The following is a 21,240-nucleotide window of genomic DNA, read 5'->3' on the forward strand; positions in this document are numbered from 1 at the left end:
ACCCACACCCCCGCCCGAGAATCGCGCGCACGTGAAGGAACCCGGCTGCGGGAGGTTTGGAACCCGGCTCCATTGGGCGGGAAAGCGGCGGAAATGGTCGCTCTCTGGCCGCCTGGAGCGCTGGAGCGGGAACTGGCGAAGTTCCGAAACTACTGGCTCGCAAAGCCCGGGAAGGATGCCACGAAAGCCGACTGGCAGCGGACATGGATCAACTGGCTGATCTCAGCCGATGAAAGGATCGCAAAGCATGGAACAGGATCACGGTCAGTTCAGCCGACAGCCCCGGACGGACGGCCCATGGGACGAACCGAAGCCGCGGCCCGAGACGCACTTGCGCGCCTCTCTGGAGGCGGAGGTGGCCAAGTACGAGGCCTTCCTGATGCCGCCAACGCTGGAGCAGATCATGGGCGCGTTGTCGCGCTGCCTCACGCTCACCGCCCCCAGCGGCATGACCGCTGAAGACCGGACCGAATGGTTGACGATCGCCGCGCAGGAACTGGCCGGCACGCCCTCGGCTTATTTCGAGGATGCTTGTTCCGAAGCCCGGAAGACCTGCGACCACCCGGCGAAGATCGTTCCGGCGATCCTTGGCTTCAAGCCGCCGATGTGGATGTCGCGTTCGTTCCTGAGCGAGCGACTGCGCGAGAGCCGGATGAAGCTGGAGAACCTTACCGAGCCGAAGCTGGAGCGGAAAGCGGACGTCCAGGCCGATGAGCGCCGCGACGTCGCCGCATCGATGGGCGAACTGCTGAAGGAATTGCGCGCCGGACCCTTGCCGGAGGGGATTTGATGAGTCGCATCGTGGAAATCGCCTGCCTGTGCGGGGCGCGTGAGCCGGACACCGGCCAGCCCCGCCCGCGCCGGTGCTGGAACTGCAAGAAACCTGATGGAATGGGGGAATTTCCGAAGTGACCGAGCTGTTCTTCGCACTGAACGTGCTGCCAATCGCCGCCTGGGCAGCCTGGAAAGTAGGCACGCGCATCCGCCGCAACCGGACCCGCAAGCGCCACTTCGATCGCTGGCTGGAGGAAGCCGGCCGGGTCAAAGCGCGATAGCTCCACAAACGCCGAAGAGAGGGGGACCGCATGGCTGAAACATCATCACGCAGCAAACCGCCGCCGCCCGGCTTCGCGGAGGTCTTCATCCGTTGGGGATGGCGCGGCATCGAGACCGTCTTCGGCTCGCGCACCAACTGCAACAAGCGCTGGGTGGAGCAATGCGGAGGCGGCGAGCTGCTGCAGCGCCGACGGGAATATCGTTCGAGGCTCAGGGAGGTCATGCATGATCGTGCCGCTTGATCACACGATTTGCGAGGTGCGATTCGAGCGCCGGTCTCTTTGTGTCGAGTTCGGTGATGGACGCAGCCTCTGCGCGCCGCTCGAATGGTTCCCGATCCTCCATGCGGCCCGTGGCGCCCAGTTGGACGACTTCGTCATCGCGGATGATGGCATGTCGGTCGCCTGGCCGGCTCTCGGCGAGGTGGTGAGTTCCGATTTCCTGCTCGGGCGCAGGGTCGGCGGCAATGCGCGTGGGGAGAGGATGCTGTGACCGAGATCAGCGACCATGCCGTCTACCGGTATCTCCAGCGTGCGAAGGGGATCAACATGGAGGCGGTCCGCGCCGAGATGAACACGCCCGCGCTGGCGAAGGCCGACGAGTTCGGTGCGCCGGTGCTGATCGGCAGGAATGGCGAGAGGCTCGTGATCCGCAATGGCGTCGTCGTGACCGTGATCGCCAAGAGCCGGAATGTAGGGAGGACGATTGGACGATGACCCCGAAGCAACATCGCTTTGTTGAAGAATATCTGATCGACCTGAACGCGACCGCCGCATATCGGCGCGCTGGGTACGCCGCGAAGGGTAATGCAGCAGAGGTCAACGCTGCCCGCCTGCTCAGGAATGCTCAGGTGCAGGCCGCCATCGTGGAGGCCAAGGCGGCTCGGTCAGCAGAGACGGGCATCAATGCCGCGTGGGTGCTGAAGCGCCTTGCTGAAGAGGCGTTCGCGGACATGGCCGACCTGTATGACGAGATAGGCCGGGTGAAGCCGGTCAAAGACTGGCCGCTGGTTTGGCGGCAAGGGTTGGTCGCAGGTGTCGAAGTCGAGACGATCGGTGCTGGCGCCGGCCAGGTCACAAAGATCAAGGTCAGCGAACGGATCAAGCGAGTTGAACTGATCGGCAAGCACATCGACGTGCAGGCCTTCAAGGAGAAGGTCGAGCATAGTGGGGTAATGACGCTGACCGTCAGCCAAGAGGATGCTGGGTTGTGAGCTCCTCAATTATTAGGGCAGGGCCAGGCGTCCATAATACTCAGCAGAACAATCCCAGCTGCGCTAAGATTGCGATTTTCCGGATGGTCGCGCATATATTTCAAAGCCACATCACGCATCTGCCCGACGGTCAAACCATCAGGGGTGCAATCTGGCTTTCCATTAACCTGCCGCGCCAGGAGTATGGCGTCGAACGCACCCGAAACATACGCCATGCAAAAAGAGGACTTCTGATAATAGGCGTCGTCAGTTCGGTCGACCAAGCAATCTCTGTATATCTGGTTGCCTGTTTGAAACTGCGCATGCGCCGCCTGAGGCACACCCGCGGACAGACCCAGAGCCGCTGCGAAACCGATAAACTTCTGCATCATCCCCCCATGATATGACCGCAAATCTCACGCCCCGCCAACGCGAAGCCAACCGTCTACTCGCCTCTCCTGCCAGCCACATTATGCTGCGCGGCGGCTCCCGATCCGGTAAGACCTTCCTGCTAATACGCGCAATCTGCCAAAGAGCAGTTAACGCTCCCGGCGGACGACACGCGATATTCCGCTTCCGCTTCAACCACGCCAAGACAAGCATCTGGTCGGACACGCTGCCCAAGGTACTGAAACTGTGCTTCCCCGGCGTGTCCGTCTCCTGGAACAAGACCGACTTCTACGTCGAATTTCCTAATGGCTCGCAGGTCTGGATTGGCGGCCTGGACGATAAGGAGCGCGTCGAGAAGATCCTTGGCGCCGAATATGTGACCCTCTATTTCAACGAGAGCAGTCAGATCGCGTGGAGCAGCGTCGAAATGGCGATGTCCCGCTTGGCGCAAAACGTGCCGCTAGATCCTGTCATTGCTCAGGCGACCGGTCGCACGCATTTGCCGCTCAAAGCCTATTTCGACTGCAATCCGCCGTCGAAGCTGCACTGGTCCTATGTGCTGTTCCGGTCGAAGATGAAGCCGGGCACCAAGGAGAAGCTCACCGATCCGGACGACTATGCGGAAATGCTAGTGAACCCGTCCGACAATGCGGCGAACCTGCCCGCGAAGTATTTCGAGATCCTGGCCAACATGAGTGCGGCTCAGCGGCTGCGTTTCGAGAAGGGCGAATGGGCCAGCGAGGTCAACGGCGCGCTCTGGACCCTGGAGGACCGCGTAACGGAGGGCGGTGAGATACCGGGTATCGATCGCTTCCGCGTTTCGAGGGATCAGCTTCCGACCATGCGCCGTGTCGTGGTCGCCGTCGATCCATCGGGAACCAAGGGCGACGGTGGCGGCGATGACATTGGCATCGTTGTCGCTGGTCTCGGGATCGATGGACGCGGTTACGTCCTGGAGGATGCCACCTGCCAGCTATCGCCTGAAGGTTGGGGTCGGCGTGCCGTCGATATGTTCCGCCGCTGGGATGCCGACAGGATCGTTGCGGAAAAGAACTTCGGTGGCGACATGGTGCGGGCGATCGTCACGACGGCTGACCGCGGCGTGCCGTTCAAGGCGGTGGATGCCACGCGCGGCAAGGTTGTAAGGGCAGAGCCGATCGCCGCGCTCTATGAGCAGGGTAAGGTCAGCCATGCGGGCCACTTTCCCGACCTGGAGGATCAAATGTGCAACTTCACCGCATCAGGTTATGTCGGCGAGGGTTCGCCGGACAGGGCGGACGCAATGGTGTGGGCGCTGACCGAGTTGATGCTTGCTCACAAGGGCAGCGCCTTTGATGTGCTTTAAGATTTGGCGATGTTCTTCGCTATAATGTTGGGTTTCATAGCTCCCAAAACTTCGAACTCACAGATGGGGTCGTCCACCCTGCTTTCATCGTCAGACAAGTTAATCGTGTAGAGATGGCTGCATTCATAGGTGAAGAACCCATCCTTGATTGGAAGGAAGTTCACATCCGTTGACCCTACTGTCTTTTTCCCGATTTTTTGCTTAATGGAGACAAGGAGGATGTGGAACTGCTTGCCAACATCTCCATTCGCAACGATCCGGTAATTTTGCACACGTTCAAACATTTTTTGGTCGGTATATTCGAACTTCTCTTGATTTCTGGTCGTGACGCCGCCCTCTTCGCTGATCTTATAGGTAGCTTCGGACATCGTGGCACCTTCGATCTGGCTACATCCGGTCGTGAGCAGCGTCGCGACCATTGCGATGATAGGCTTCATACTTTCCCTCGTTTTCCTTCGCCAGCCCCCTGCTGGCGTCCGTAGCATCCCTGCCCGACTGATCGAGTCTCAACATGGGAACCATCGCTCACTTCGTGCCACGGCGCCCGAAAGCCGGCTTCATCTCAGCCCATAGCTGATCCTCCAGCGCGACCAGCATCTCGTCCGTTGTCTCGTCGCCGTAGCGGTGGACGCTGAGCAGAATATTACCTTCTAAGCCACGAGCCCACGCTGCGATGTGTAGAGCGTAGGTCTTTACCGGGCCGAAGCCTAAGTGCTGCCTGAGCCTGCTGACAGTGTTGCGGGAACTACCGACATAAAGCGCCGCGCATTCCGCATCATCGCCGTTCAGTCGAGCGTATGCCCTGCCCTCACACCTATTGCCGCGCGCTAGTTCGAAAGCTGAGCGCACCGCAGCCAGTTCGCCGTCAATAAGTTCAAAAGTGTAGAGTGATCTAGTGTTCTTCGGCAGCGCGATGGCTATTTCGTCGATCAGGGAATCCAAACGACCGTCGCTGACGCCCGAGAAGGCGATAGACCAAGATTGTGTAGCTGGAGGAGCCGCTTTCTCCACCCGGTCAGCCGCATCGCGCAGCTGTTTGGCCGCGCGATAATTGAGAGTCTCAAAGGATATATTGGCCATAGTTCCCCCATCTGGCGTCCGTAGCCCTCCTGCCCCAACCGCTTCACCGTCGCAAGCATGGGAAACGTCTCGCCACTCCGCCGCTTCGCCGATGGCCTGGCGAATGTCCTCACCGGTCGCGGCACCACCGTCGACCGCAGCGTCTACAACTTTTGGCAGCGCCGCTTCACCACGCCCGACCAGATCGAAGCCGCCTATCTTGGTAGCTGGTTGCACCGGAAGATCGTCGACATCCCCGCGCAAGACATGTGCCGCGCCGGACGCAATTGGGACGCAGAAGACGACCAGATCGCCGCGATCGAGAAGGAGGAAAAACGCCTCGGCTATTGGGCCAAGCTCTATGAGGCGCTGACACTGGGCCGTCTCGGAGGCGGAGCCATCCTGATCGGGCTGGGCGATGATCCGTCGCAGCCCCTGCCCTCGACCATTCGGCCGCAGCAGATCCAGTACCTAACCGTCCTGTCCCGCTGGCAATTGTCGATCGGCGAATGCGAGATGGACCCGGCCCTGCCCACCTTCGGCCAGCCCAAATATTTCGGCCTGTCCGGTTCTGCGCGCGACATCCGCATCCACCCGTCGCGCGTCGCCTGCTTCAAGGGCCTGCCCATCCCCGCAATCCGCATGGCAACGTGGGAAGAACGGTTCTGGGGCATGTCCGTCGTTGAAGCTGTCGATGAGGCGGTGCAGCACGCCACGACCGCCTGCGCCGGGTTCGCGTCGCTGATCGACGAGGCGAAGATCGATGTGTTCCGCTTCAGCGGTACGGTCGATCAGCTTTCCCAGCCAGGTGGCGAAGCGAAGCTGATGAAGCGCGTCGAACTGACCAACACCGGCAAGAGCGTCCACCGCGCCGTCATTCTCGACAAGGAGGATGAGTGGGAGCAGCGCCAGCTGACATTGGCAGGCGTGCGGGACGTGATCATTACCTATGATGCGCGTGTTGCCGGTGCGGCCGACATTCCGGCGACCCGGCTGTTCAGCAAGGCGCCAGACGGAATGAACGCGACGGGCGAAGGCGACCTCGCCAACTATTTCCAGTCGATCGGCGCGAAACAGGACATGCAACTGCGACCCGCGATGGAGCAGCTGGACGCGGTGATGCTGCCCTCTGCTGGCGTGAAGCCCGATCTGCCGTGGACCTTCTCGACGCTCATGGTGCTGACCGAGCAGCAGGCGGCGGAGATCGAGTTGAAGGAAGCGCAGGCGCTCGAAAAGATCGTCGGCCTCGCGTTGGTGCCGGAAACGGCCCTGGCGAAGACGGTGCAGAACCGCCTGATCGAGAGCGGGCGCTGGCCCGGCCTCAAGAAGCTGATCGAGGAAGCTGAGGCCGCTGGCGAGGAACTGCCGGGTGGCGAGGCTGATCTTGATATTGTCCCTATCCCCAACGGCGAGGAGGTGATCCCTTCATCTGCGGGTGCGGGCGGAGTGAATGGAAGCGCTCTGTCCCGCCGTGCTGCGAATGGTGCGGAGTGGAAGCGCATTCGTGACGCAGCTGAGGCCTCGGGAGCGGGTGAGCTATTCGATGAGTTGTTCGGCGCTCCCCCGAAGGGCGAGTGATGCCCTTCAATTTGCCCGCCATGGTGAAGCGCACAGGTCGCAGGCGCGATGTGACGTTGAGGCCGATCATTCCCCCGGCTGCGATGGCAACCGACCTAGCCACCATCTACGCCCCCGTCTGGCGCATCTGGGCGGACAACATCGACCGCATCCTCGCGGGCTATGATCCGCAGCCGCTGCCAACCGGCGACGCTTTGACCCTCGACACCGCCGACCAGGTGCAAGCCGCGATCAGCGGCGTGGCGAATGAGTTTCTGACGATCCTGACCGCACGGATCACGCCTGCCCTGCGGGACTGGATCGTGCGGGCTGAGCGGGTCCATCGCGACAAATGGTCGGCCGCCGTGCGTGCCGGCGTGGGCGTCGATCTCGACATGATGCTGGGCGCTGGCGAGGTGCAGGAGACGCTATCGACGTTCCTCCAGCGGAATGTCGCGCTATGTCGAAATGTGAGCGATCAGGCGCAGGGCCGCATCTCCGACGCCGTGTACCGCGGCTATGAGCGGCGCGCGCCTGTGGCAGAAGTGGCGAAGGAAATCCGGGAGGCAACCGGCATGGGTCGCGATCGTGCGGTCCGAATCGCCGCCGACCAGAACAGCAAGCTATCGTCCCAGCTCGACCGCGAGCGCCGGGCAGAGGCCGGGCTGACGCAGTTCAAATGGCGGCATTCCGGGAAGGCTCACCCGCGTTCATGGCACCGCGCGCGCGACGGCATCGTCTATGACAGCCGCACCGGCAAGCCCGTTGCTGGCGGCGAGGCCATCCCCAGCGATGATCGTGCGGGGATGGCGCCTTGGTGCGGGTGCCGGGAGCAAGCGTATATTCCGCTGATGGATGAGATCGACTAGCAGCGCCTCCGTTCTTCTGGCATCCACGATCAACCTTATCTCGGAGAAACGGATTTGACCTGGAAGCCGATCGACAGCGCGCCGAAGGATGGCAGCCCGATCCTCCTCTACGAACTTGCGGCAGTAGCTTCAGAGGTGACACCCGTGTTTGTCGGGAAATGGCGCGAAGGCCAGTGGCTCACCAATCCTGGCAACTACAAGAAGCAGCCGACGCATTGGCATCCGCTACCCGATAGGCCCGACGCCGACCACATCGCGTCCACCATCAAAGGGCGTTCAATCAACGACGCCTAACCTCTGGCGTCCGTAGAACCCCCTTCCCGCCATGGGGCAAACCAGCCCCATGCTTTTCGCCGACGCCCTGATGCTCGACGCCCCCCGCCGCACCAGCGACGGCTATATGGCCGTGCGGGCGAAAGCGGCGCGCACCGGCACCTATCAATATCTCGGCTCGGAGATCGACCCGCAGAACCAGCACGGCCTGCGCGACGCTGGCATGGTGAATGTCCTGCGCGACGATGCCGCCGTGTTCGACAACAAGTCGGCCCACAGCTTTATCGGCAAGCCGGTCACGGACAATCATCCGTCGGTCGCGGTCAACGCCGCCAACTGGCGCGACCACGCGCGCGGCGTCGTCATGGGCGCGATGCGCGATGGCGAATATCTCGCCTTCGACCTGCTGCTGACCGACGGCGACACGATCAACGCAGTCGACGCGGGCAAGCGCGAGCTGTCCAACGGCTATGCGGCCGATCTCCAGTTTGGAGATTTCACCGGCCCCGGCGGCGTGAAGTGCGTCGCCAAGCAGGTATCCATCACCGGCAACCATGTCGCGATCGTCGACAAGGGCCGCGCTGGTCCCTCCTGCGCCATCACTGATTCCGTTGCCGTGTGCGACGCGAACCCGGCGGCCGTCGCCGCCTTCACCCCTCCATCGGAGAAACCTGCAATGAAGATCAAGATCGGCGACGCTGATGTCGACCTGAGCGACGGCGCCGCTGTTGCTCTCGCTGTCGGCACTCTGAACGCAAATCTCGCGGACGCACAGGGCAAGGTCGGCGCGCTGACCGCTGAACTGGCAACGGCAACTACCAACCTCCAGGCGAAGGACGGCGAGATCGTCGCCCTGAATGCCAAGCTGGCCGACGCCGTCGTGACGCCCGAAAAGCTCCAGCAGCTTGCCGACGCCCGCGCTGACGTCATCGGTAAGGCGAAGGTGCTGGCGCCGTCCATCGTGACGGACGGCAAGACCGACGCGGAGATCCGCAAGGAAGCAGTGACCGCCAAGCTGGGCGACTCCGCAAAGGATATGGCTGACGCCGCAATCGAGGGCGCTTTCATCGCCTTCGCCAAGGACGTGAAGGCCGCCGATCCGCTGCGCGACACGCTGAAGGATGGTCTGAAAAATGTCGGTGACGCCGATCAGAACGTCGCTGATGCCCGCGCCGAAATGCTGGCCGATCTGACCGGCAAGAAGGCCGCCTGAGGGAGACACGGACATGGGAACGTATCAGACCGATTATTCGACCTCTCCCGCGAAGGGGCTGCCTGGCCAGATCGCCAATGAGGAAAAGTGCAACAAAGTCAGCCGCACGGTGGAATCCGCTGTGGGGATCGCCTTCGGACAGCCAGCCTTCCGGGGGGCAGGCGATCATGGCGTGGTTGTCGGTGCCGCCTTTGCGGCGACGGCGGTTGGTGCTGCGGATGCAGGCAACGCTGGCGCCGGTGCGATCACCGCGTCGCCAGCGGTTGCAGCCGGGGCCAAGCAGGGGGCCTACAAGGTTATCCAGATCGCTGGTGGCGCTACGGGCGCATTCAATGTCTATGATCCGGACGGTGTGTTCATCGGCAACGGCGCAGTCGGTACGGAGTTCGTCGGCGGAGGCTTGACCTTCACCGTCACCGATCCCGGCACCGATCCCGCGATTGGCGACAGCTATACCGTGACGGTCACCTACACTGCGAACGGCAAATTTGTCGGTCTTGCAGTCCTCAGTGAAGCGGTTCCGCCGAGCGCGTCTGCGCCGGATGCCTATCCGCAATACTTCACCGGCGCCTTCATGACGATGGGATCGATGTACGTCACGGCGGGCGCCGGGGGCGTGGTCGATGGCGGGGATGTCTACTGGCAGCCCGCAACTAGCCGATACAACTCGGTCGCCACCGGCGTTCGGATCCCCGACGCCGTTTTCGATACTACCGGAGCAGACGGCGACATTGTCGAAGTCTCGCTGAAGCTGCGCTGACAGGGAGGCAGATAGATGAACCAACCATTCGTGGACGCTCAGGCGGCCTTCCCCTTCGTTATCGCGCAGGGGCGCAACATCGAGACGCGCATCTACCGGAAGCGCTATCCGACCTATAATTACAATCAGGTTATCCCGGTCGTCACCGAGGGCAACCAGTGGTCCATCGGCACCACGTTCTTCAGCATCGACAGCGCGGGCGAGGCGAAGTTCCTGTCCGGTGCCGGCACCGACATGCCCTTCAACAAGTCGACCAAGGGCCAGGCCAGCCACGACTTCGCCATGATCGGCTCAGGCTGGGAATGGACGATCGAGGAGATCAACCAGGCAGTGCTCTATGGCATCGACCTTCTGGGGACCGACGCCATGTCGGCAACCGACAAGATCGAGCGCCTACTGAACAGCATCGCCTTCGTCGGCGCGACCGAGAAGAACTGGACAGGCTTCGCGAATAGCGCTGATGTACCGCGCGCCGACGTGGATACGCCCGGCACCTTCTGGCCCGCAAAGTCGGCGGATCAGATGCTTACCGACGTGAACGAGGTGATCGGTCGGGTCCGCACCCAGACCAACGAGATCGAGTGGGCCGATAGCCTTGCGCTTCCGCCTGCCGCATTCCGCGCCGCCGCCACAAAGCGTCTCGGATCGGGAGACGGCCTGATCACGGTGCTGGAATATATCCGCAAAAACAACATCTACACCGCCGAGACCGATCAGCCGCTCAACATCTATCCGGTGCGTGAACTGGCGACGGCCTCGCAGGATGGCGGCGGCCGCATGGTTGCATACCGCAAGGATGAGGAGGTTCTCCGCTTCCATCTTCCGATGCCGCGCACCGTTCTCCAGCCTCGCCAAAAGTCCATCATGGGCTTTGAGCAGGGCATCATCGCACGCACTGGCGGCACGGAATGGCGCCTGCCCAAGGCTGCGGCCTATGCGGACGAAGTGACCGCGCCGCCGGCCTGAGGAGAATTGCCATGAAGGCGACGATCACGAACAAGTCGAAAGCATTGCAGGGAGTTTGGACGGTCGATGGGCTTCAGTTCATCGAGCCGGGACAGTCCAAGACCTTGGAGATTCATGAGGATCATGTCGAAGCGACGAAGCGCCTCACCTCGCTTCTGTCCTTCGCCGATCCTCTCGATCACGACCAGAATGGCAAAAAAGGTGGCGCGGCAGAGCCGGTGGGCGAAGCGGCTACGGCTGACGAGATAATCTCAGCCCTAGCGCTGCTCGATGGCACCAATGATGATCACTGGACCGCTGCCGGGCTGCCGAAGGTCGAATCAGTCGCTGAACTGATCGGCAAGACCGTGACGCGCAAGGCGATCGAGGAAGCCGCACCGGACGCCAAGCGCCCGACCGAATAACCGGAACGCTCCGGGGGAGTTGGGCCGCCTCGTCACGTGACACGGCGGCCCTTTTTCATGTCATCACTTAGGATTGTGGCAGTGATAATCACCGGTCGAATGGTTGGTATGGCAGCCGTTCGAATCTGTGCCACCGCTGTGGGCCTTGGGCTTGCCCTCACCCTTGGCCGGCGCCTGCACCTTCGCCGCTTCTTCAGCCGGCTTCGGGCGATTGTTCTCCGTCGATTCATGAGCAAGCGCGCCGGTGGCTGCGAACGCGCAGAGAACCATGGTCGCAATCATCTTCTTCATTTTCATTCCCCTATTGGCTGATCGCGACCTTATGTTTTGGGAAGCATATGCGCAGAGAAGTTAAGGATCTTCAACGGTTCGTCGCAAATTCCGATCTGGCGTCCGTAGGGCCTGACCCACCCGGGGATTAGGATTGGGTATGGCCTACTCTGCTCCCGAAAAAGCCGCTTTCACCGCGATCTTTCCCGCCTTCGCGGCTGTCACCGACGAGGCCTATGTCTTCTGGTCTGCCCGCGCCGCGCGCATCGTCGATCCAATCCAATCCTGCCTCGCCGAAGATGCCGAGCTGGCCTGCATGCTGGCGACCGCGCACTACCTGTCACAATCTGGCATCGGCACCGGCGCGGAAAGCGAGATGGCGGCCCAGGGTGCGGGTGGGTTCAAGCGCCTCAAATCCGGCACCATCGAACTGGAGAAGGCCGACAACGCCCGCGCCGCTTCGATGGGTGATTGGGGATCGACCACCTATGGACAGCGCCTGTTTCCCATGCTGAAGGCCTGTTTTGCCGGGCCACGCATTACTGGCACCGGCTATGTCGGCGGCGGGTGCTTCAACGGCTTTGCGGGGCCGCTTCCTTGGGGCCGCTGCTGATGTCGTTGCTCAACGGCGGCATGGCGGCGATCTTCGGTGCGGCGTTCGGCGGACTATACCCGAATGGCGTCCTTCATCGCGACGGCACTGGGCCGATCTATGACGATGAAGGAAACATCGTTGGCTATGACGGCGGCGGCGATGTGCCAATCAAGGTCCAGCGTGACGCCTGCACCTATGCCATGCGCCAGAGCGAGGGCTATGCAGACGGGGATGTGATGTTGATCATCCTTACGTCCGGGCTGGCTCATATGCCGACGACCGACAGCCAGGTCACGGACGGGAACGGCGACAGGTGGATGGTGGCGAGTGTCGATAGGGACGCTGCGAACAGTCATTATGTGTGCCGGGGGCGGAAGGCGTGAAAATTACGGGAGCCAAAGCCCATGCCGCCCGCCTGAAGCGCATCCGTGGCCCTGCGATGGTTCGCGAGGTCGGCAAGGCTGTCGTCGCGGCGGCTGATCTTATCAAGGTGGACGCGCAGATCAGCATCACGGAAGGCGCAGTCAGCGGCAAGAACCATGTGCCCAGCGCCCCCGGCCTGCCGCCAAATCAAGACACGGGCCATCTCGCCAACAACATCACCGCCGCTCGCACCGGCCTGACCACGGCGGAAGTCAGCAGCAACGCGGAATACAGCGCACCGCTGGAGTTTGGCACTTCCAAAATGAGCGCCCGCCCCTTCATGCAGCCCGCCGCCGACAAGAACCGGAAGAAGGCGACCGCGTTGGTAATGGCCGCCGTCAAGCGCGTGGCAAACGGAGGAACGCTATGAAGGTCCGATTTACCGCCGATTATGACCACAAATGGCCCTCGCGCGCCATGACCGCCTTCAAGGCCGGATATGAAGGCACGGTAAAGCGCGAGGTGGGCGAGCGGGCTATCTCGAAAGGGAAAGCGACAGAGGTTCGTAATCCTGATACAGCAGCAGGCGATGCCGCAGCCTCCACAAATGCCGACATGGGAAGAAGTCGAGGAATGGCTGAACCTCACAATGTTGACCATGTGGGGACCAGCGTTCGGCGTGCGCAGTTGGATGGGGCCGGTCAATGACAACGATCGATCCGAGCCTGTCAGTCCGCGGCAAGATCATAGCGAGCCTGAAATCTGACGCCCAGCTAACCGCCATCGTCACCGCCGCCCGCATCTATCCCAGCAAGACGCCTGCCGATCCTGCATGGCCCTTCATCCGTGTTCCGATCCTCACCGGCACGGTCGCGGATTTAGACGGGGGCAGCGGGTCGGAGCAATCTGGCGTGCTGCATTGCTTCACGAAATTGTCCACCGGCAACCTGGACCCCGAAGCGCAGGCCGCGACTATCAACCGGCACATCGTCCGCATCGTCAGCCAGATTGACGACATCGACCTTGGCGACGGGGAATCGCTCGGCGTGCATGTCGTGCAGACGCAGGTGCTGATGGATCCAGCAGAAGCTGATGCGTTCCATGGGATCGTTCAGGTGCGGGCGACGGCGAGCTAGAATTTGCCCGGGAGCTCGTCCAAAAGCATCCTGGCCTGGGGCAACGTCAACGGCGGTTTTTCTCGCGCGAGTCGCCGCCACGCTTTCTCCAGCACATCGAGATCCGCCTCAAGCCGGGAAACTTCTGCCCGCCTTTGCGCTATGGCCAAGCCTGATCGTCTCTCGATGTAGATGATGCGCTCACGAACCTTGTTATGGCGTTCCACGACCATCCTGTATACTTGCTCGCCCAGTTCCATGATCTCTCCGCTGGCGTCCGTAGAGCGATCGCTATCTGATCCATACCGTCTCGGCAAATCCTCGCTGGAGTTGCGGAATGGCATATACGGACAAGCTGAAAAGCACGCAGATCGCAATTATGATGGGCGACGGTGCCGAACCTGAAGTATTTTCGCCCATGTGCGGGCTGAATCAAAAGCAATTCCAGCAAACCCGCGCGACCAGCGACACGGTTGATTGGGACTGCACTGACCCGGACGCTATACCTATCACTGTCCGTGACGTAGGCGCAGCAGACTGGAACCTTACCGGATCAGGCCTCCTGCACCGCCCTCTGCTGCCACTGGTGCAGGCTGCATTCGATAGCGCGGAGCCAACCAATTACCGCTGGGCGTATATGGACACGGTGATTGACGGATACCATCAAGGGCCTGGCATTATCACCGATTTCACAGAGGGCGCGACGAACGGCGAGTATGTGCAGATCAACCTGACGATCAGCGCGGCCGGGCCAAAGACGTTTGTTTCCAATCCCTGATCGCTATAGACGAATCCCGCGCCTTCATCCATCTAACCCCTTGCTATGATTAGCAGGGGGTTTTTCTATGAATAAAATTATGTGTTTGGCCGCAGTGACTATGGCTGTCGCGTTGAGCGGCTGCGCCACCGTGATGAATGGCACCAAGGTTGATTATTCCAGCGACACAAAGCCGGGTGGCGCAACGGTGACGTTCACCGATGGCTCGCAATGCACGACGCCTTGCACGCTGGAATTCAAGCGCAAGAACGATCAGCGCGCCGACATCACGCTTCCCGGTTACAAGCCGACCTATGTTCTGATCCAGTCCAAACTTGGCGGCGGGTCTTTCGGAAACATCCTGCTCGGCGGCGGCATTGGCGCGGTTGTGGATGGCACGAACGGGGCGAGCAATCGCCTCTATCCTCGCCCGCTGATCGTGCAGCTTGCGCCCGAAGGATCTGATCAGGAGCCGATGCTGCTGGACAAAAACGGCAAGGTCGTCATGCCCGTTCGCCAGCACAACGATTCCGTGCGGGTCGATGTGGCAAAGTCGATCGGTGCTGACCTGGCGGGCTTGAACCGGAGCGGTCAGGTTTCCGGCTCTCCTGCCCAGTGATGTAAAGGAAGGGGCGGCCTGCGGGTCGCCCTATCTACAAAGCGCATTCCAAGACTTCTGAAATTCGGCATCGTCCATATTTTCACCTTGGATCGCCACCGGCACTGCTTTGCTAGGGGATGCGATAAATCCCTTGAAGCCAGTCATGCCTCCAAAGCTATTCTTGGAGTTTACTTCGCCGCATAGGTAAGCCTTGCCATAGGGCACAACCTCGTTGCGCACCTTGATGCTGTCAGGGTCCTTTAACTCCCCCTTCAGTCGTCCGATTGAGGCAGCTTTAACCCTAAATGGGTCTGGGCCATTGTCAGCCGGTTTGACTTCCGCAGCATCATCTAGGGGCTTTTTACTGCCTCCTTTTCCAGTGACAGAACCAAAGATCACCAAGAAAAACACAACTCCCCCAATTATGAGGAAGGGGCTAGTGTTGCGAACCGATGGCCTTGGCTGTTCCGCACCGCAATATCTGCAAACCGCCGCTGCGATCTGTATTCTCTCAGCGCATTTTGGACAACGCTTCATCAATCCCCCATCTGGCGTCCGTAGAGCATAGCGCACCTTCCCACATAGCGTTGCCCCATGCAAACCGAGATCACTTTGCCGTTCGCAGATGGGCAATATGCCTTCAAGCTGCCCATCAAGCGCATAGTCGAGATCGAAACCAAATCCGGCCCCATTGACCTTGTAAAGCACCGCCTCATGAGCGGCGGCTGGTCGATCCATGATGTGGTCGAGACGATCCGCCAGGGCCTTATCGGCGGCGGCAAGGGCGAGGTAAACGGCCAGCCCGTCGAAGTCACCGCCCTGCGCGCGAACAGTTTGGTGGAGAACTATATCGACGGCCACGCCATCGCAGAACACCACCTGACCGCGCGCGCCATCATCGCCGCGCTCTATGTCGGTTACGCCCCGATGCAGGAGGCTAAAAAAAAAAGCCCCGGTGAAGCGGAGCCGGAAGCGATCGATTGGGGTGTCGTCCTCCACAACTGCCGAACCCTCGGCCTCAGCCTGAGCGATGCGGAGGCCATCACCATGCCGGAATATGCCGCGCTCCTTCACCATCACAATCTAGCGAACGAGGAAGGCGAGGAATCCCCGCCGTCTGCTGATGATGTGAGCGCCATGTTCCTGCGCATGGAGCGCGCTGGCATCGGGAAGATTCACTGATGGCCGTCACCGCTGATCGCGTCGTCGTTGAACTTGAGGCTCGGCTGGATCGCTACGAGGCCAATGTCGCGCGCGCTGAGAGCAAGTTCAGCAAGGCGATGGGTGGCATCCAGAAAAGCGCCGGGGCTACAGAGGCGATGGTCGCCCGTGCTGCTGGCGTCATGTCTGCCGCGCTGGCTGGCGTTTCGGTCGTCGCGCTGGCCCGGTCGTTCCTGACGCTTGCCGATGAGGCCAAGAAGCTGGACGCGCAGTTGCGGCTTGCGACGGCGGGCTTCGGTTCGTTCGGGCAGGCGCAGAAGGATGTGCAGCGCATTGCGGACGACACGCGTTCCGGGCTGTCTGAGACGGCCTCGCTTTATGGCAATTTCCTAAGAAATGCAAAAGAGATGGGAGCGACGCAAGCGCAAGCTGCCCGCGCCACCGAGACATTCTCCAAGACACTCAAAATCAGCGGCGCGGACGCCAACCAATCCGCAAACGCAATCTTGCAATTTGGGCAGGCTTTGGCGTCTGGAGCCTTCAGGGGCGATGAGTTCAATTCCGTCGCTGAGGCCAGCCCAAGGACATTGCGGCTTCTTGCGGACAGCCTCGGCGTTCCAATCGGCAAACTGCGCGAGATGGCTGCCGAAGGGGAGTTGACCGCCCAAAAGCTTCTTAAAGCCCTCACCGATACGAAATTCACTGCGGGCATAGACGCCGAGTTCAATCAGATGCCGGTCACGTTCGATGACGCGATGACGCGCGTTTACAATGCGGCGATGGTAACGTTTTCCGCCTTTGACCGTGGCGGTGAGTTTTCATCCATGCTGGCCGATTTCGTGGCTGGGGGGGCAGACGGCTTCTCCGACCTGGAGCAGTCGGCGGAACAGTTCGGTATCAATGTTCGTGGAACGCTGGAAGGCCTCGCATCCGCCTTCACACCGATGCTGGAAGCTGGGCAAGAGGCTTTCCGCCTGCTGGGCATCGACCTGAGCAACTTCAGCATGAATGGCCGAAAGGAGATCGCGGGCATTCTCGGCGCGCTGGATGATCTGCTGAATATCGGGCCATCTGTCGCAAACAGGTTTGGTGCTGGCGGCAAATTTGACAGCCGCCTGGCGCAAGACTTCCAGAACCGCTCCGCTGCCTCCGACCAACGGCTGCAAGGCCAAGCCAATGAACGCCGCTTCCGGTCCATGATCGGCGGCTATGACGTGATGGGCAATCCCCTGCCCGGCACGCCCGGTTCGTCTGGCGGATCGCGTCCGGCCGCCGCGTCGTCATCCGGTGGCAAGAAGGGCCGTGCCACCCGTTCGCCGCTCGATCCAGACGCATTCGCGCGCGAGGAAGCGGCGATCAATGACCGCATCCTGCGCCTGAAGAATGACGAGAGCCTGACCGCAGAACAGCGCGCGACCATCGAACTGGAGCGCGTGGAGGCTGCCCGCAATTCCGCCAATCAGGATGTTTCGACCGACAAGAAATATACCGATGCGCAAAAAGCTAAGATCATTGCACTCAACAATCAGGTATCGGCGCTGGAAGCCGCGTCCGTCATCTACGAGCGCGATGCCGAAATAGCCAAGCGCACCTATAAGCTGGAAACAGACGCGAACCAGGGCGCGCAGGATCTTCTCAAGAGCCAAGGCGATTTGGCCGAAACCCGCCGCCAGCAATATGAAGTCGAAAAGCGCATCCTCAAACTGCGTCAGTCGCAGGAGCGCGCAGACTATGAGTTGCTGCTGAAAAGCCGCGATCCCGACGATGTAGCGCGTGGCCGGGCTGGCCTGTCCCGATTGGACGCGCAGCAGCCCAATGAGCGCGCGGCATTGGATCGCCGGTTCGAAAGCCCACTGGAAGCATATTCCCGCAGGCTCGGCGCGGTCGATCCGCAGGACCAGGTTGAAGAACTGGTCACGCAGGAACTGGACCGGGTGCAGGACGGCATATCCAACGCCATCACCAAGCGCCTGGGCATCAAAGACCCCTTCCTTTCCGGCATTCTCGACCTGTTCATTCAGCAGAACATCATGAAGCCGTTGGCGGAAGCACTGGCGGGCGCGGGCGGGGGCGGCGGTGGAGTCATTGGCGCTATCGGCGGCATTCTCGGCTTTGCGTCTGGCGGCTCCATGACGCTGGGCGGGCGTGGCGGCACCGATACCAACCGCCTGAGCCTGAACGGTCGCCCGATCGCCAATGTCAGTCGTGGCGAGACGCTCAGCGTGGGCAGTAAAACGCTGGGCGGAAGGAATGGAGGCGGCTCAGTCGTCCAGCCCATCATCCAGGTCGATGCACGCGGCGCGGTCATGAATGACCAATTCGCGCAGATGATCCTCATGCAAGCCAACCGCACAGCCGGTCAGATGGTCGGCGCGGGGATGTCGGCAATCAACAAAGGCATTCCCTCCCGTATGGCGCAGTTCAGTAGGGATGGCACCTGATGGCCTATCGTGAAAGCGTCGTCGCCCGTATCGCCTGCGATCCGCCGTGCCTGCTCTGGTCGGGCGTCGGTCCCCTGCCACTGCCTTCCGATGCTGTTCTGTCTGAACCGGCGATCGCTTTGGGAGGCTCCGAACTGATCAGCATTCCAGACTTTCAAACCCTCATCAACGGCACCGCTGAACGCCTCGACTTCACCCTCTCCGGTGTGTCGGAAGAGACGGTCCGCCTCGCGCTTGAAGATGCGCCGAGTGTGCGCGGCGCGCGCGTCGATATCGGCATCGTGCAGTTCGATCACGCTTGGCAAGTCGAGGCCGTAGAATGGGAAGGCGTGTTTGAGGCCCGGTCCCTGTCGGTCAGCCGCCCCGCTGAGCAAGGCGGGCAAATCACGCGGTCGATCACGCTGACCATCGTTCAGGGCGATACCACGCGGGCGCGGGCACCACTGGCATTTTTTACGGACGCAGATCAGCGCCGACGCTCACCGGATGACGCGATTTTCTCGCACGTAGCGGGAATCAACGCGGGCACATCGAGAAGATTTGGACCCAAGGGCTGATGGCGGACCTTGGCGAATATCTCCGCAGCCTTGGCGGGCGGAAGCGCGAACCCGGCACCTTCGATTGCGTCACCATCGTAGCTGATTGGGCGATGGTGAACGGCTACCCCGATCCCATGGCGCACAGGCGCGGCGCTTATGACAGCGAGGAAGCGGCGCTGGACCTGATCACTGAAGCGGGCGGGCTGGTTGTACTCTTCGACCAGTTCCTTGGCGCGGTTGGGATCATGGAGCGCGAAGGCAGCCCGCAGCCCGGCGACATCGGTGCGGCCTCGATCCGGGGCGAGGAAGCGGGCGCGATATTCACTGGCCGGCGCTGGGCGCTAGTCGGCGAGCGCGGGCTGATCTTCATCACCCTGCCCGCGGAAAACGTCTTGAAGGCGTGGGCGGTGCACCATGGGTAAGGCGGTCGGCCAAATCCTCACCATCGGCCTTGCTGTCGCTGTCAATGTGGTGCCCGGCATCGGTCAGGCAATCAGCGGCGCTATCGTTGGGCTGGGCGGCGGCACGTTCGCGGCCCTTGGCGTGGCGCAGGCAGTCGTCGGCGCTCTGTCGTTGGGTGCAACCGTCGCGGGCTTGCAGGCGGCGTCTGGCTTGCTCGGCCTTGGCCCCAACATCCCGAAGCCCGAAGCCGCATCCGTAGCGATCAAAACCCCCCGCCCTGTCCGGGTCTCAGCCTACGGGGAAATGCGCCTCTACGGGGCCTACATCCTGTTTGAAAACGCTGACGGCAAGGCGGTGGACGTGTGGGCGGTCCATGACGGCCAACTAACCCAGATCGTCCAGTTCTTCCTTAACGATGACAAGGTGACCGTCGCGCTCGATGGCGACGTGAACCTGTTGTCTGGCGGGGATGGTCGCTACACTGTGGATGGCGAATCCAAGGTCCGCCTCTATTGGACCGATGGCTCACCAACCGGCACGGCAATCAGTGCAGTTGTCAGCGCCCTCCCTGGCATCTGGACGAACGGTCATCGCGGCGACGGCCTTGTCCAGCTTGCCCAAATCGCCCGCCCGGTTGCGGCCGAAAACTTCCTTGAGACCTTCCCCAACGGCGCGCCCATGCCTTCGATGGCGGCCAAATGGCAGAAATGCCCCGACCTTCACGCATCTGACCCAACTGATGAAGGTGAATGGACGTGGACGGAAAACCCGATCCGCCAGCTTGCCCATTACATGCTGGTCCGCGAGCGCGTGGACTATGCGACCAAGATCGCCCCTGCCATCGCTATGTGGCGGGACGCGCAGGACGTTTGCGACGAGCCAGTATCGCTGAAAGCTGGCGGCACGGAAGCCCGCTACCGCTCCTGCCTCGCCCACAAGCACACCGACAGCCACGGCACGGTCAAAGCGGCCCTGCTGTCCCTATGCGATGGCTGGATGGCCACCCGTTCGGATGGGGCATATGCGATCTATGCGGGCAAGTTTGAAACGCCCACAGTCTCCATCGATTCGGAGCATATCGTCTCCTACGACTGGCAGGGTGTCGGCGTCGATGATGACAGCGCGGTCAATGAGATCGTCTGTTCCTACGTCTCGACCAACCACGATTATAATAGCGTCGAGTGCAATGCCTGGCGCGACGAGGACGACATATCCGAGCGCGGAAGCATCCTGTCCGATGTGCTGGACATGCAAACCCCGTCATGGGGACAGGTCCGTCGTCTCGCGAAGCGGAAGATGAGCCGCACGAACGCGCCCTATCGCGGGACGATCACGACCAACATCAAGGGCCGGATCGCGCGGGGGCAGCGGTACATCAACCTGACGCTGGAAGAAGCTGGCTCGACCTTCTTTGACGGCGTGGCCGAAATCACCTCTGTCACCCGCAACATGGCGACGGGCGGGATCACTTTCTCCTGGGTCGCGGCCAATCCGAATATCGATGATTGGAATGCGGCCACGGAGGAAGGTGAACCGGCGGCCAAGGGTGATAGGGTGGCGCTGACGCCGCTCGATGCGCCGACGATCAATACCGCCAACGCTGTGGCCTATGATTATGGCGCGCAGATTGCGCTCGACGTGACCGGCCCGGATCGTGAGGACTTGACCTGGTACACGCGCTGGAAGGTCAGCACGGACACCACATGGTCAGAGCAGCAAACCACGGACACGGACCCCGGCACTCCGGTTGCGCTCATCACCCCTGTTGTCCCGGTGAATGCAGAGATCGACGTGCAGGTGGCATATGGCGTTGGCGACGGACGGACTTCAAGCTGGTCGACCACCGAGACCGTAGACACGACCGGGATTGAGATTGTTTATGACGGCGGCAACGCCTCGACGGAGGCCTAGC

At 61.4% G+C, this 21,240-nt stretch carries 32 protein-coding genes; 26 read left to right on the plus strand and 6 right to left on the minus strand.

The window, feature by feature from the left end; all coding sequences use genetic code 11:
• Window positions 1–247: 247 nt before the first annotated feature.
• The 6 genes from ACI3KQ_RS14140 to ACI3KQ_RS14165 all read left to right on the plus strand — a co-directional run bounded on the left by ACI3KQ_RS14140 (window position 248) and on the right by ACI3KQ_RS14165 (window position 2,269).
• Window positions 248–790, plus strand: a complete 543-nt coding sequence (locus ACI3KQ_RS14140; RefSeq protein ID WP_404958680.1) for a hypothetical protein — start codon at window positions 248–250, stop codon at window positions 788–790.
• Window positions 791–908: 118 nt separating this feature from the next.
• Entirely contained in the window at window positions 909–1,055 is a 147-nt protein-coding gene (locus ACI3KQ_RS14145; protein WP_404958682.1) for a hypothetical protein, read from the plus strand.
• Between the two features lie 30 nt (window positions 1,056–1,085).
• A complete protein-coding gene (locus tag ACI3KQ_RS14150) occupies window positions 1,086–1,298 on the plus strand; it encodes a hypothetical protein (RefSeq protein WP_404958684.1) in 213 nt (70 codons plus the stop codon).
• Complete coding sequence (locus ACI3KQ_RS14155) at window positions 1,282–1,548, plus strand: DUF2442 domain-containing protein (protein WP_404958686.1); 267 nt, start codon at window positions 1,282–1,284, stop codon at window positions 1,546–1,548. Before ACI3KQ_RS14150 ends, ACI3KQ_RS14155 begins: the two co-directional genes overlap by 17 nt.
• Window positions 1,545–1,772: a hypothetical protein gene (locus tag ACI3KQ_RS14160; protein WP_404958688.1), complete on the plus strand. Its 228-nt coding sequence runs from the start codon at window positions 1,545–1,547 to the stop codon at window positions 1,770–1,772. The genes ACI3KQ_RS14155 and ACI3KQ_RS14160 overlap by 4 nt, the downstream gene beginning before the upstream one ends.
• Complete coding sequence (locus tag ACI3KQ_RS14165; RefSeq protein WP_404958690.1) at window positions 1,769–2,269, plus strand: terminase small subunit; 501 nt, start codon at window positions 1,769–1,771, stop codon at window positions 2,267–2,269. Before ACI3KQ_RS14160 ends, ACI3KQ_RS14165 begins: the two co-directional genes overlap by 4 nt.
• Window positions 2,270–2,274: 5 nt before the next feature.
• Here the strand turns inward: ACI3KQ_RS14165 and ACI3KQ_RS14170 are convergent, their stop codons facing one another.
• Window positions 2,275–2,640: a Rap1a/Tai family immunity protein gene (locus ACI3KQ_RS14170; RefSeq protein WP_404958692.1), complete on the minus strand. Its 366-nt coding sequence runs from the start codon at window positions 2,638–2,640 to the stop codon at window positions 2,275–2,277.
• A gap of 11 nt (window positions 2,641–2,651) precedes the next feature.
• Between ACI3KQ_RS14170 and ACI3KQ_RS14175 the strand changes: the two genes are divergently transcribed.
• Entirely contained in the window at window positions 2,652–3,983 is a 1,332-nt protein-coding gene (locus ACI3KQ_RS14175) for a phage terminase large subunit (RefSeq protein WP_404958694.1), read from the plus strand.
• Here ACI3KQ_RS14175 and ACI3KQ_RS14180 read toward each other — a convergent pair.
• Together ACI3KQ_RS14180 and ACI3KQ_RS14185 are read right to left on the minus strand one after the other, a co-directional pair.
• A complete protein-coding gene (locus tag ACI3KQ_RS14180; RefSeq protein ID WP_404958696.1) occupies window positions 3,980–4,420 on the minus strand; it encodes a hypothetical protein in 441 nt (146 codons plus the stop codon). The genes ACI3KQ_RS14175 and ACI3KQ_RS14180 overlap by 4 nt on opposite strands.
• An 88-nt stretch (window positions 4,421–4,508) precedes the next feature.
• Window positions 4,509–5,063: a hypothetical protein gene (locus tag ACI3KQ_RS14185; protein ID WP_404958698.1), complete on the minus strand. Its 555-nt coding sequence runs from the start codon at window positions 5,061–5,063 to the stop codon at window positions 4,509–4,511.
• Between the two features lie 57 nt (window positions 5,064–5,120).
• Between ACI3KQ_RS14185 and ACI3KQ_RS14190 the strand changes: the two genes are divergently transcribed.
• Genes ACI3KQ_RS14190 through ACI3KQ_RS14220 form a run of 7 tightly spaced genes read left to right on the plus strand, consistent with a single transcriptional unit; the run spans window position 5,121 to window position 11,084 of the window.
• Complete coding sequence (locus ACI3KQ_RS14190; protein WP_404958699.1) at window positions 5,121–6,620, plus strand: DUF1073 domain-containing protein; 1,500 nt, start codon at window positions 5,121–5,123, stop codon at window positions 6,618–6,620.
• Window positions 6,620–7,468 carry a hypothetical protein gene (locus tag ACI3KQ_RS14195; protein WP_404958701.1) on the plus strand — a complete coding sequence of 283 codons (849 nt, stop codon included), beginning with the start codon at window positions 6,620–6,622 and terminating at the stop codon, window positions 7,466–7,468. Before ACI3KQ_RS14190 ends, ACI3KQ_RS14195 begins: the two co-directional genes overlap by 1 nt.
• A 54-nt stretch (window positions 7,469–7,522) precedes the next feature.
• Complete coding sequence (locus tag ACI3KQ_RS14200) at window positions 7,523–7,762, plus strand: DUF551 domain-containing protein (RefSeq protein ID WP_404958703.1); 240 nt, start codon at window positions 7,523–7,525, stop codon at window positions 7,760–7,762.
• Between the two features lie 49 nt (window positions 7,763–7,811).
• Window positions 7,812–8,954: a DUF2213 domain-containing protein gene (locus tag ACI3KQ_RS14205; RefSeq protein ID WP_404958705.1), complete on the plus strand. Its 1,143-nt coding sequence runs from the start codon at window positions 7,812–7,814 to the stop codon at window positions 8,952–8,954.
• Between the two features lie 13 nt (window positions 8,955–8,967).
• Window positions 8,968–9,714, plus strand: coding sequence for a hypothetical protein (locus tag ACI3KQ_RS14210; RefSeq protein WP_404958707.1), 747 nt, complete (start codon window positions 8,968–8,970; stop codon window positions 9,712–9,714).
• Between the two features lie 15 nt (window positions 9,715–9,729).
• Complete coding sequence (locus ACI3KQ_RS14215; RefSeq protein WP_404958709.1) at window positions 9,730–10,680, plus strand: major capsid family protein; 951 nt, start codon at window positions 9,730–9,732, stop codon at window positions 10,678–10,680.
• An 11-nt stretch (window positions 10,681–10,691) separates the two neighbouring features.
• Complete coding sequence (locus ACI3KQ_RS14220) at window positions 10,692–11,084, plus strand: hypothetical protein (RefSeq protein WP_404958711.1); 393 nt, start codon at window positions 10,692–10,694, stop codon at window positions 11,082–11,084.
• A gap of 63 nt (window positions 11,085–11,147) precedes the next feature.
• Here ACI3KQ_RS14220 and ACI3KQ_RS14225 read toward each other — a convergent pair whose 3' ends face one another.
• Complete coding sequence (locus ACI3KQ_RS14225; RefSeq protein ID WP_404958713.1) at window positions 11,148–11,375, minus strand: YHYH domain-containing protein; 228 nt, start codon at window positions 11,373–11,375, stop codon at window positions 11,148–11,150.
• A gap of 139 nt (window positions 11,376–11,514) precedes the next feature.
• On the opposite strand from ACI3KQ_RS14225, the gene ACI3KQ_RS14230 reads away from it, so the two are divergent.
• Genes ACI3KQ_RS14230 through ACI3KQ_RS14250 form a run of 5 tightly spaced genes read left to right on the plus strand, consistent with a single transcriptional unit; the run spans window position 11,515 to window position 13,448 of the window.
• A complete protein-coding gene (locus ACI3KQ_RS14230; protein ID WP_404958715.1) occupies window positions 11,515–11,967 on the plus strand; it encodes a DUF4054 domain-containing protein in 453 nt (150 codons plus the stop codon).
• A complete protein-coding gene (locus tag ACI3KQ_RS14235; protein ID WP_404958717.1) occupies window positions 11,967–12,332 on the plus strand; it encodes a hypothetical protein in 366 nt (121 codons plus the stop codon). The genes ACI3KQ_RS14230 and ACI3KQ_RS14235 overlap by 1 nt, the downstream gene beginning before the upstream one ends.
• The gene (locus ACI3KQ_RS14240; protein ID WP_404958719.1) at window positions 12,329–12,742 is read left to right on the plus strand and encodes an HK97-gp10 family putative phage morphogenesis protein; all 414 of its coding nucleotides are present in this window, start codon (window positions 12,329–12,331) and stop codon (window positions 12,740–12,742) included. Before ACI3KQ_RS14235 ends, ACI3KQ_RS14240 begins: the two co-directional genes overlap by 4 nt.
• Window positions 12,739–13,020, plus strand: coding sequence for a hypothetical protein (locus ACI3KQ_RS14245; protein ID WP_404958721.1), 282 nt, complete (start codon window positions 12,739–12,741; stop codon window positions 13,018–13,020). The genes ACI3KQ_RS14240 and ACI3KQ_RS14245 overlap by 4 nt, the downstream gene beginning before the upstream one ends.
• A complete protein-coding gene (locus ACI3KQ_RS14250; RefSeq protein ID WP_404958723.1) occupies window positions 13,017–13,448 on the plus strand; it encodes a DUF3168 domain-containing protein in 432 nt (143 codons plus the stop codon). The genes ACI3KQ_RS14245 and ACI3KQ_RS14250 overlap by 4 nt, the downstream gene beginning before the upstream one ends.
• On the opposite strand, the gene ACI3KQ_RS14255 is transcribed toward ACI3KQ_RS14250, so the two are convergent.
• Window positions 13,445–13,687: a hypothetical protein gene (locus ACI3KQ_RS14255; RefSeq protein ID WP_404958725.1), complete on the minus strand. Its 243-nt coding sequence runs from the start codon at window positions 13,685–13,687 to the stop codon at window positions 13,445–13,447. The two genes, ACI3KQ_RS14250 and ACI3KQ_RS14255, sit on opposite strands and share 4 nt — an antisense overlap.
• A gap of 77 nt (window positions 13,688–13,764) precedes the next feature.
• Between ACI3KQ_RS14255 and ACI3KQ_RS14260 the strand changes: the two genes are divergently transcribed.
• Window positions 13,765–14,205: a phage tail tube protein gene (locus ACI3KQ_RS14260; protein WP_404958727.1), complete on the plus strand. Its 441-nt coding sequence runs from the start codon at window positions 13,765–13,767 to the stop codon at window positions 14,203–14,205.
• Between the two features lie 100 nt (window positions 14,206–14,305).
• Complete coding sequence (locus ACI3KQ_RS14265) at window positions 14,306–14,803, plus strand: hypothetical protein (RefSeq protein ID WP_404958729.1); 498 nt, start codon at window positions 14,306–14,308, stop codon at window positions 14,801–14,803.
• A 30-nt stretch (window positions 14,804–14,833) separates the two neighbouring features.
• Here ACI3KQ_RS14265 and ACI3KQ_RS14270 read toward each other — a convergent pair whose 3' ends face one another.
• Window positions 14,834–15,523 (minus strand): hypothetical protein, encoded by a 690-nt coding sequence (locus ACI3KQ_RS14270; RefSeq protein WP_404958833.1) that lies wholly within the window; start codon window positions 15,521–15,523, stop codon window positions 14,834–14,836.
• Between ACI3KQ_RS14270 and ACI3KQ_RS14275 the strand changes: the two genes are divergently transcribed.
• The 5 genes from ACI3KQ_RS14275 to ACI3KQ_RS14295 are packed head-to-tail and all read left to right on the plus strand — an operon-like array spanning window position 15,446 to window position 21,239.
• Window positions 15,446–15,967, plus strand: a complete 522-nt coding sequence (locus ACI3KQ_RS14275; protein ID WP_404958825.1) for a GTA-gp10 family protein — start codon at window positions 15,446–15,448, stop codon at window positions 15,965–15,967. The genes ACI3KQ_RS14270 and ACI3KQ_RS14275 overlap by 78 nt on opposite strands.
• Window positions 15,967–18,387, plus strand: a complete 2,421-nt coding sequence (locus ACI3KQ_RS14280; RefSeq protein WP_404958731.1) for a tape measure protein — start codon at window positions 15,967–15,969, stop codon at window positions 18,385–18,387. The genes ACI3KQ_RS14275 and ACI3KQ_RS14280 overlap by 1 nt, the downstream gene beginning before the upstream one ends.
• Entirely contained in the window at window positions 18,387–18,944 is a 558-nt protein-coding gene (locus tag ACI3KQ_RS14285; protein WP_404958733.1) for a hypothetical protein, read from the plus strand. The genes ACI3KQ_RS14280 and ACI3KQ_RS14285 overlap by 1 nt, the downstream gene beginning before the upstream one ends.
• Window positions 18,944–19,348: a DUF6950 family protein gene (locus ACI3KQ_RS14290; protein WP_404958735.1), complete on the plus strand. Its 405-nt coding sequence runs from the start codon at window positions 18,944–18,946 to the stop codon at window positions 19,346–19,348. The genes ACI3KQ_RS14285 and ACI3KQ_RS14290 overlap by 1 nt, the downstream gene beginning before the upstream one ends.
• Window positions 19,341–21,239: a hypothetical protein gene (locus ACI3KQ_RS14295; RefSeq protein WP_404958737.1), complete on the plus strand. Its 1,899-nt coding sequence runs from the start codon at window positions 19,341–19,343 to the stop codon at window positions 21,237–21,239. The genes ACI3KQ_RS14290 and ACI3KQ_RS14295 overlap by 8 nt, the downstream gene beginning before the upstream one ends.
• The last annotated feature ends 1 nt before the right edge of the window (window position 21,240 follow it).

The organism is Sphingobium sp. ZW T5_29 (assembly GCF_044987515.1).
GTDB lineage: Bacteria > Pseudomonadota > Alphaproteobacteria > Sphingomonadales > Sphingomonadaceae > Sphingobium.

Excerpts from the sequence above, each read along its gene's own strand:
- ACI3KQ_RS14230 (WP_404958715.1), top strand. The coding sequence starts at position 11,515 with ATGGCCTACTCTGCTCCCGAAAAAGCCGCTTTCACCGCGATCTTTCCC.
- ACI3KQ_RS14285 (WP_404958733.1), top strand. The coding sequence starts at position 18,387 with ATGGCCTATCGTGAAAGCGTCGTCGCCCGTATCGCCTGCGATCCGCCG.
- ACI3KQ_RS14295 (WP_404958737.1), top strand. The coding sequence starts at position 19,341 with ATGGGTAAGGCGGTCGGCCAAATCCTCACCATCGGCCTTGCTGTCGCT.
- ACI3KQ_RS14180 (WP_404958696.1), bottom strand. The coding sequence starts at position 4,420 with ATGAAGCCTATCATCGCAATGGTCGCGACGCTGCTCACGACCGGATGT.
- ACI3KQ_RS14220 (WP_404958711.1), top strand. The coding sequence starts at position 10,692 with ATGAAGGCGACGATCACGAACAAGTCGAAAGCATTGCAGGGAGTTTGG.
- ACI3KQ_RS14205 (WP_404958705.1), top strand. The coding sequence starts at position 7,812 with ATGCTTTTCGCCGACGCCCTGATGCTCGACGCCCCCCGCCGCACCAGC.
- ACI3KQ_RS14155 (WP_404958686.1), top strand. The coding sequence starts at position 1,282 with ATGATCGTGCCGCTTGATCACACGATTTGCGAGGTGCGATTCGAGCGC.
- ACI3KQ_RS14195 (WP_404958701.1), top strand. The coding sequence starts at position 6,620 with ATGCCCTTCAATTTGCCCGCCATGGTGAAGCGCACAGGTCGCAGGCGC.
- ACI3KQ_RS14280 (WP_404958731.1), top strand. The coding sequence starts at position 15,967 with ATGGCCGTCACCGCTGATCGCGTCGTCGTTGAACTTGAGGCTCGGCTG.
- ACI3KQ_RS14265 (WP_404958729.1), top strand. The coding sequence starts at position 14,306 with ATGGCTGTCGCGTTGAGCGGCTGCGCCACCGTGATGAATGGCACCAAG.
- ACI3KQ_RS14190 (WP_404958699.1), top strand. The coding sequence starts at position 5,121 with ATGGGAAACGTCTCGCCACTCCGCCGCTTCGCCGATGGCCTGGCGAAT.
- ACI3KQ_RS14210 (WP_404958707.1), top strand. The coding sequence starts at position 8,968 with ATGGGAACGTATCAGACCGATTATTCGACCTCTCCCGCGAAGGGGCTG.
- ACI3KQ_RS14225 (WP_404958713.1), bottom strand. The coding sequence starts at position 11,375 with ATGAAGAAGATGATTGCGACCATGGTTCTCTGCGCGTTCGCAGCCACC.
- ACI3KQ_RS14235 (WP_404958717.1), top strand. The coding sequence starts at position 11,967 with ATGTCGTTGCTCAACGGCGGCATGGCGGCGATCTTCGGTGCGGCGTTC.
- ACI3KQ_RS14260 (WP_404958727.1), top strand. The coding sequence starts at position 13,765 with ATGGCATATACGGACAAGCTGAAAAGCACGCAGATCGCAATTATGATG.
- ACI3KQ_RS14170 (WP_404958692.1), bottom strand. The coding sequence starts at position 2,640 with ATGATGCAGAAGTTTATCGGTTTCGCAGCGGCTCTGGGTCTGTCCGCG.
- ACI3KQ_RS14165 (WP_404958690.1), top strand. The coding sequence starts at position 1,769 with ATGACCCCGAAGCAACATCGCTTTGTTGAAGAATATCTGATCGACCTG.
- ACI3KQ_RS14250 (WP_404958723.1), top strand. The coding sequence starts at position 13,017 with ATGACAACGATCGATCCGAGCCTGTCAGTCCGCGGCAAGATCATAGCG.
- ACI3KQ_RS14290 (WP_404958735.1), top strand. The coding sequence starts at position 18,944 with ATGGCGGACCTTGGCGAATATCTCCGCAGCCTTGGCGGGCGGAAGCGC.
- ACI3KQ_RS14215 (WP_404958709.1), top strand. The coding sequence starts at position 9,730 with ATGAACCAACCATTCGTGGACGCTCAGGCGGCCTTCCCCTTCGTTATC.
- ACI3KQ_RS14140 (WP_404958680.1), top strand. The coding sequence starts at position 248 with ATGGAACAGGATCACGGTCAGTTCAGCCGACAGCCCCGGACGGACGGC.
- ACI3KQ_RS14185 (WP_404958698.1), bottom strand. The coding sequence starts at position 5,063 with ATGGCCAATATATCCTTTGAGACTCTCAATTATCGCGCGGCCAAACAG.
- ACI3KQ_RS14245 (WP_404958721.1), top strand. The coding sequence starts at position 12,739 with ATGAAGGTCCGATTTACCGCCGATTATGACCACAAATGGCCCTCGCGC.
- ACI3KQ_RS14270 (WP_404958833.1), bottom strand. The coding sequence starts at position 15,523 with ATGGATCGACCAGCCGCCGCTCATGAGGCGGTGCTTTACAAGGTCAAT.
- ACI3KQ_RS14255 (WP_404958725.1), bottom strand. The coding sequence starts at position 13,687 with ATGGAACTGGGCGAGCAAGTATACAGGATGGTCGTGGAACGCCATAAC.
- ACI3KQ_RS14175 (WP_404958694.1), top strand. The coding sequence starts at position 2,652 with ATGACCGCAAATCTCACGCCCCGCCAACGCGAAGCCAACCGTCTACTC.
- ACI3KQ_RS14150 (WP_404958684.1), top strand. The coding sequence starts at position 1,086 with ATGGCTGAAACATCATCACGCAGCAAACCGCCGCCGCCCGGCTTCGCG.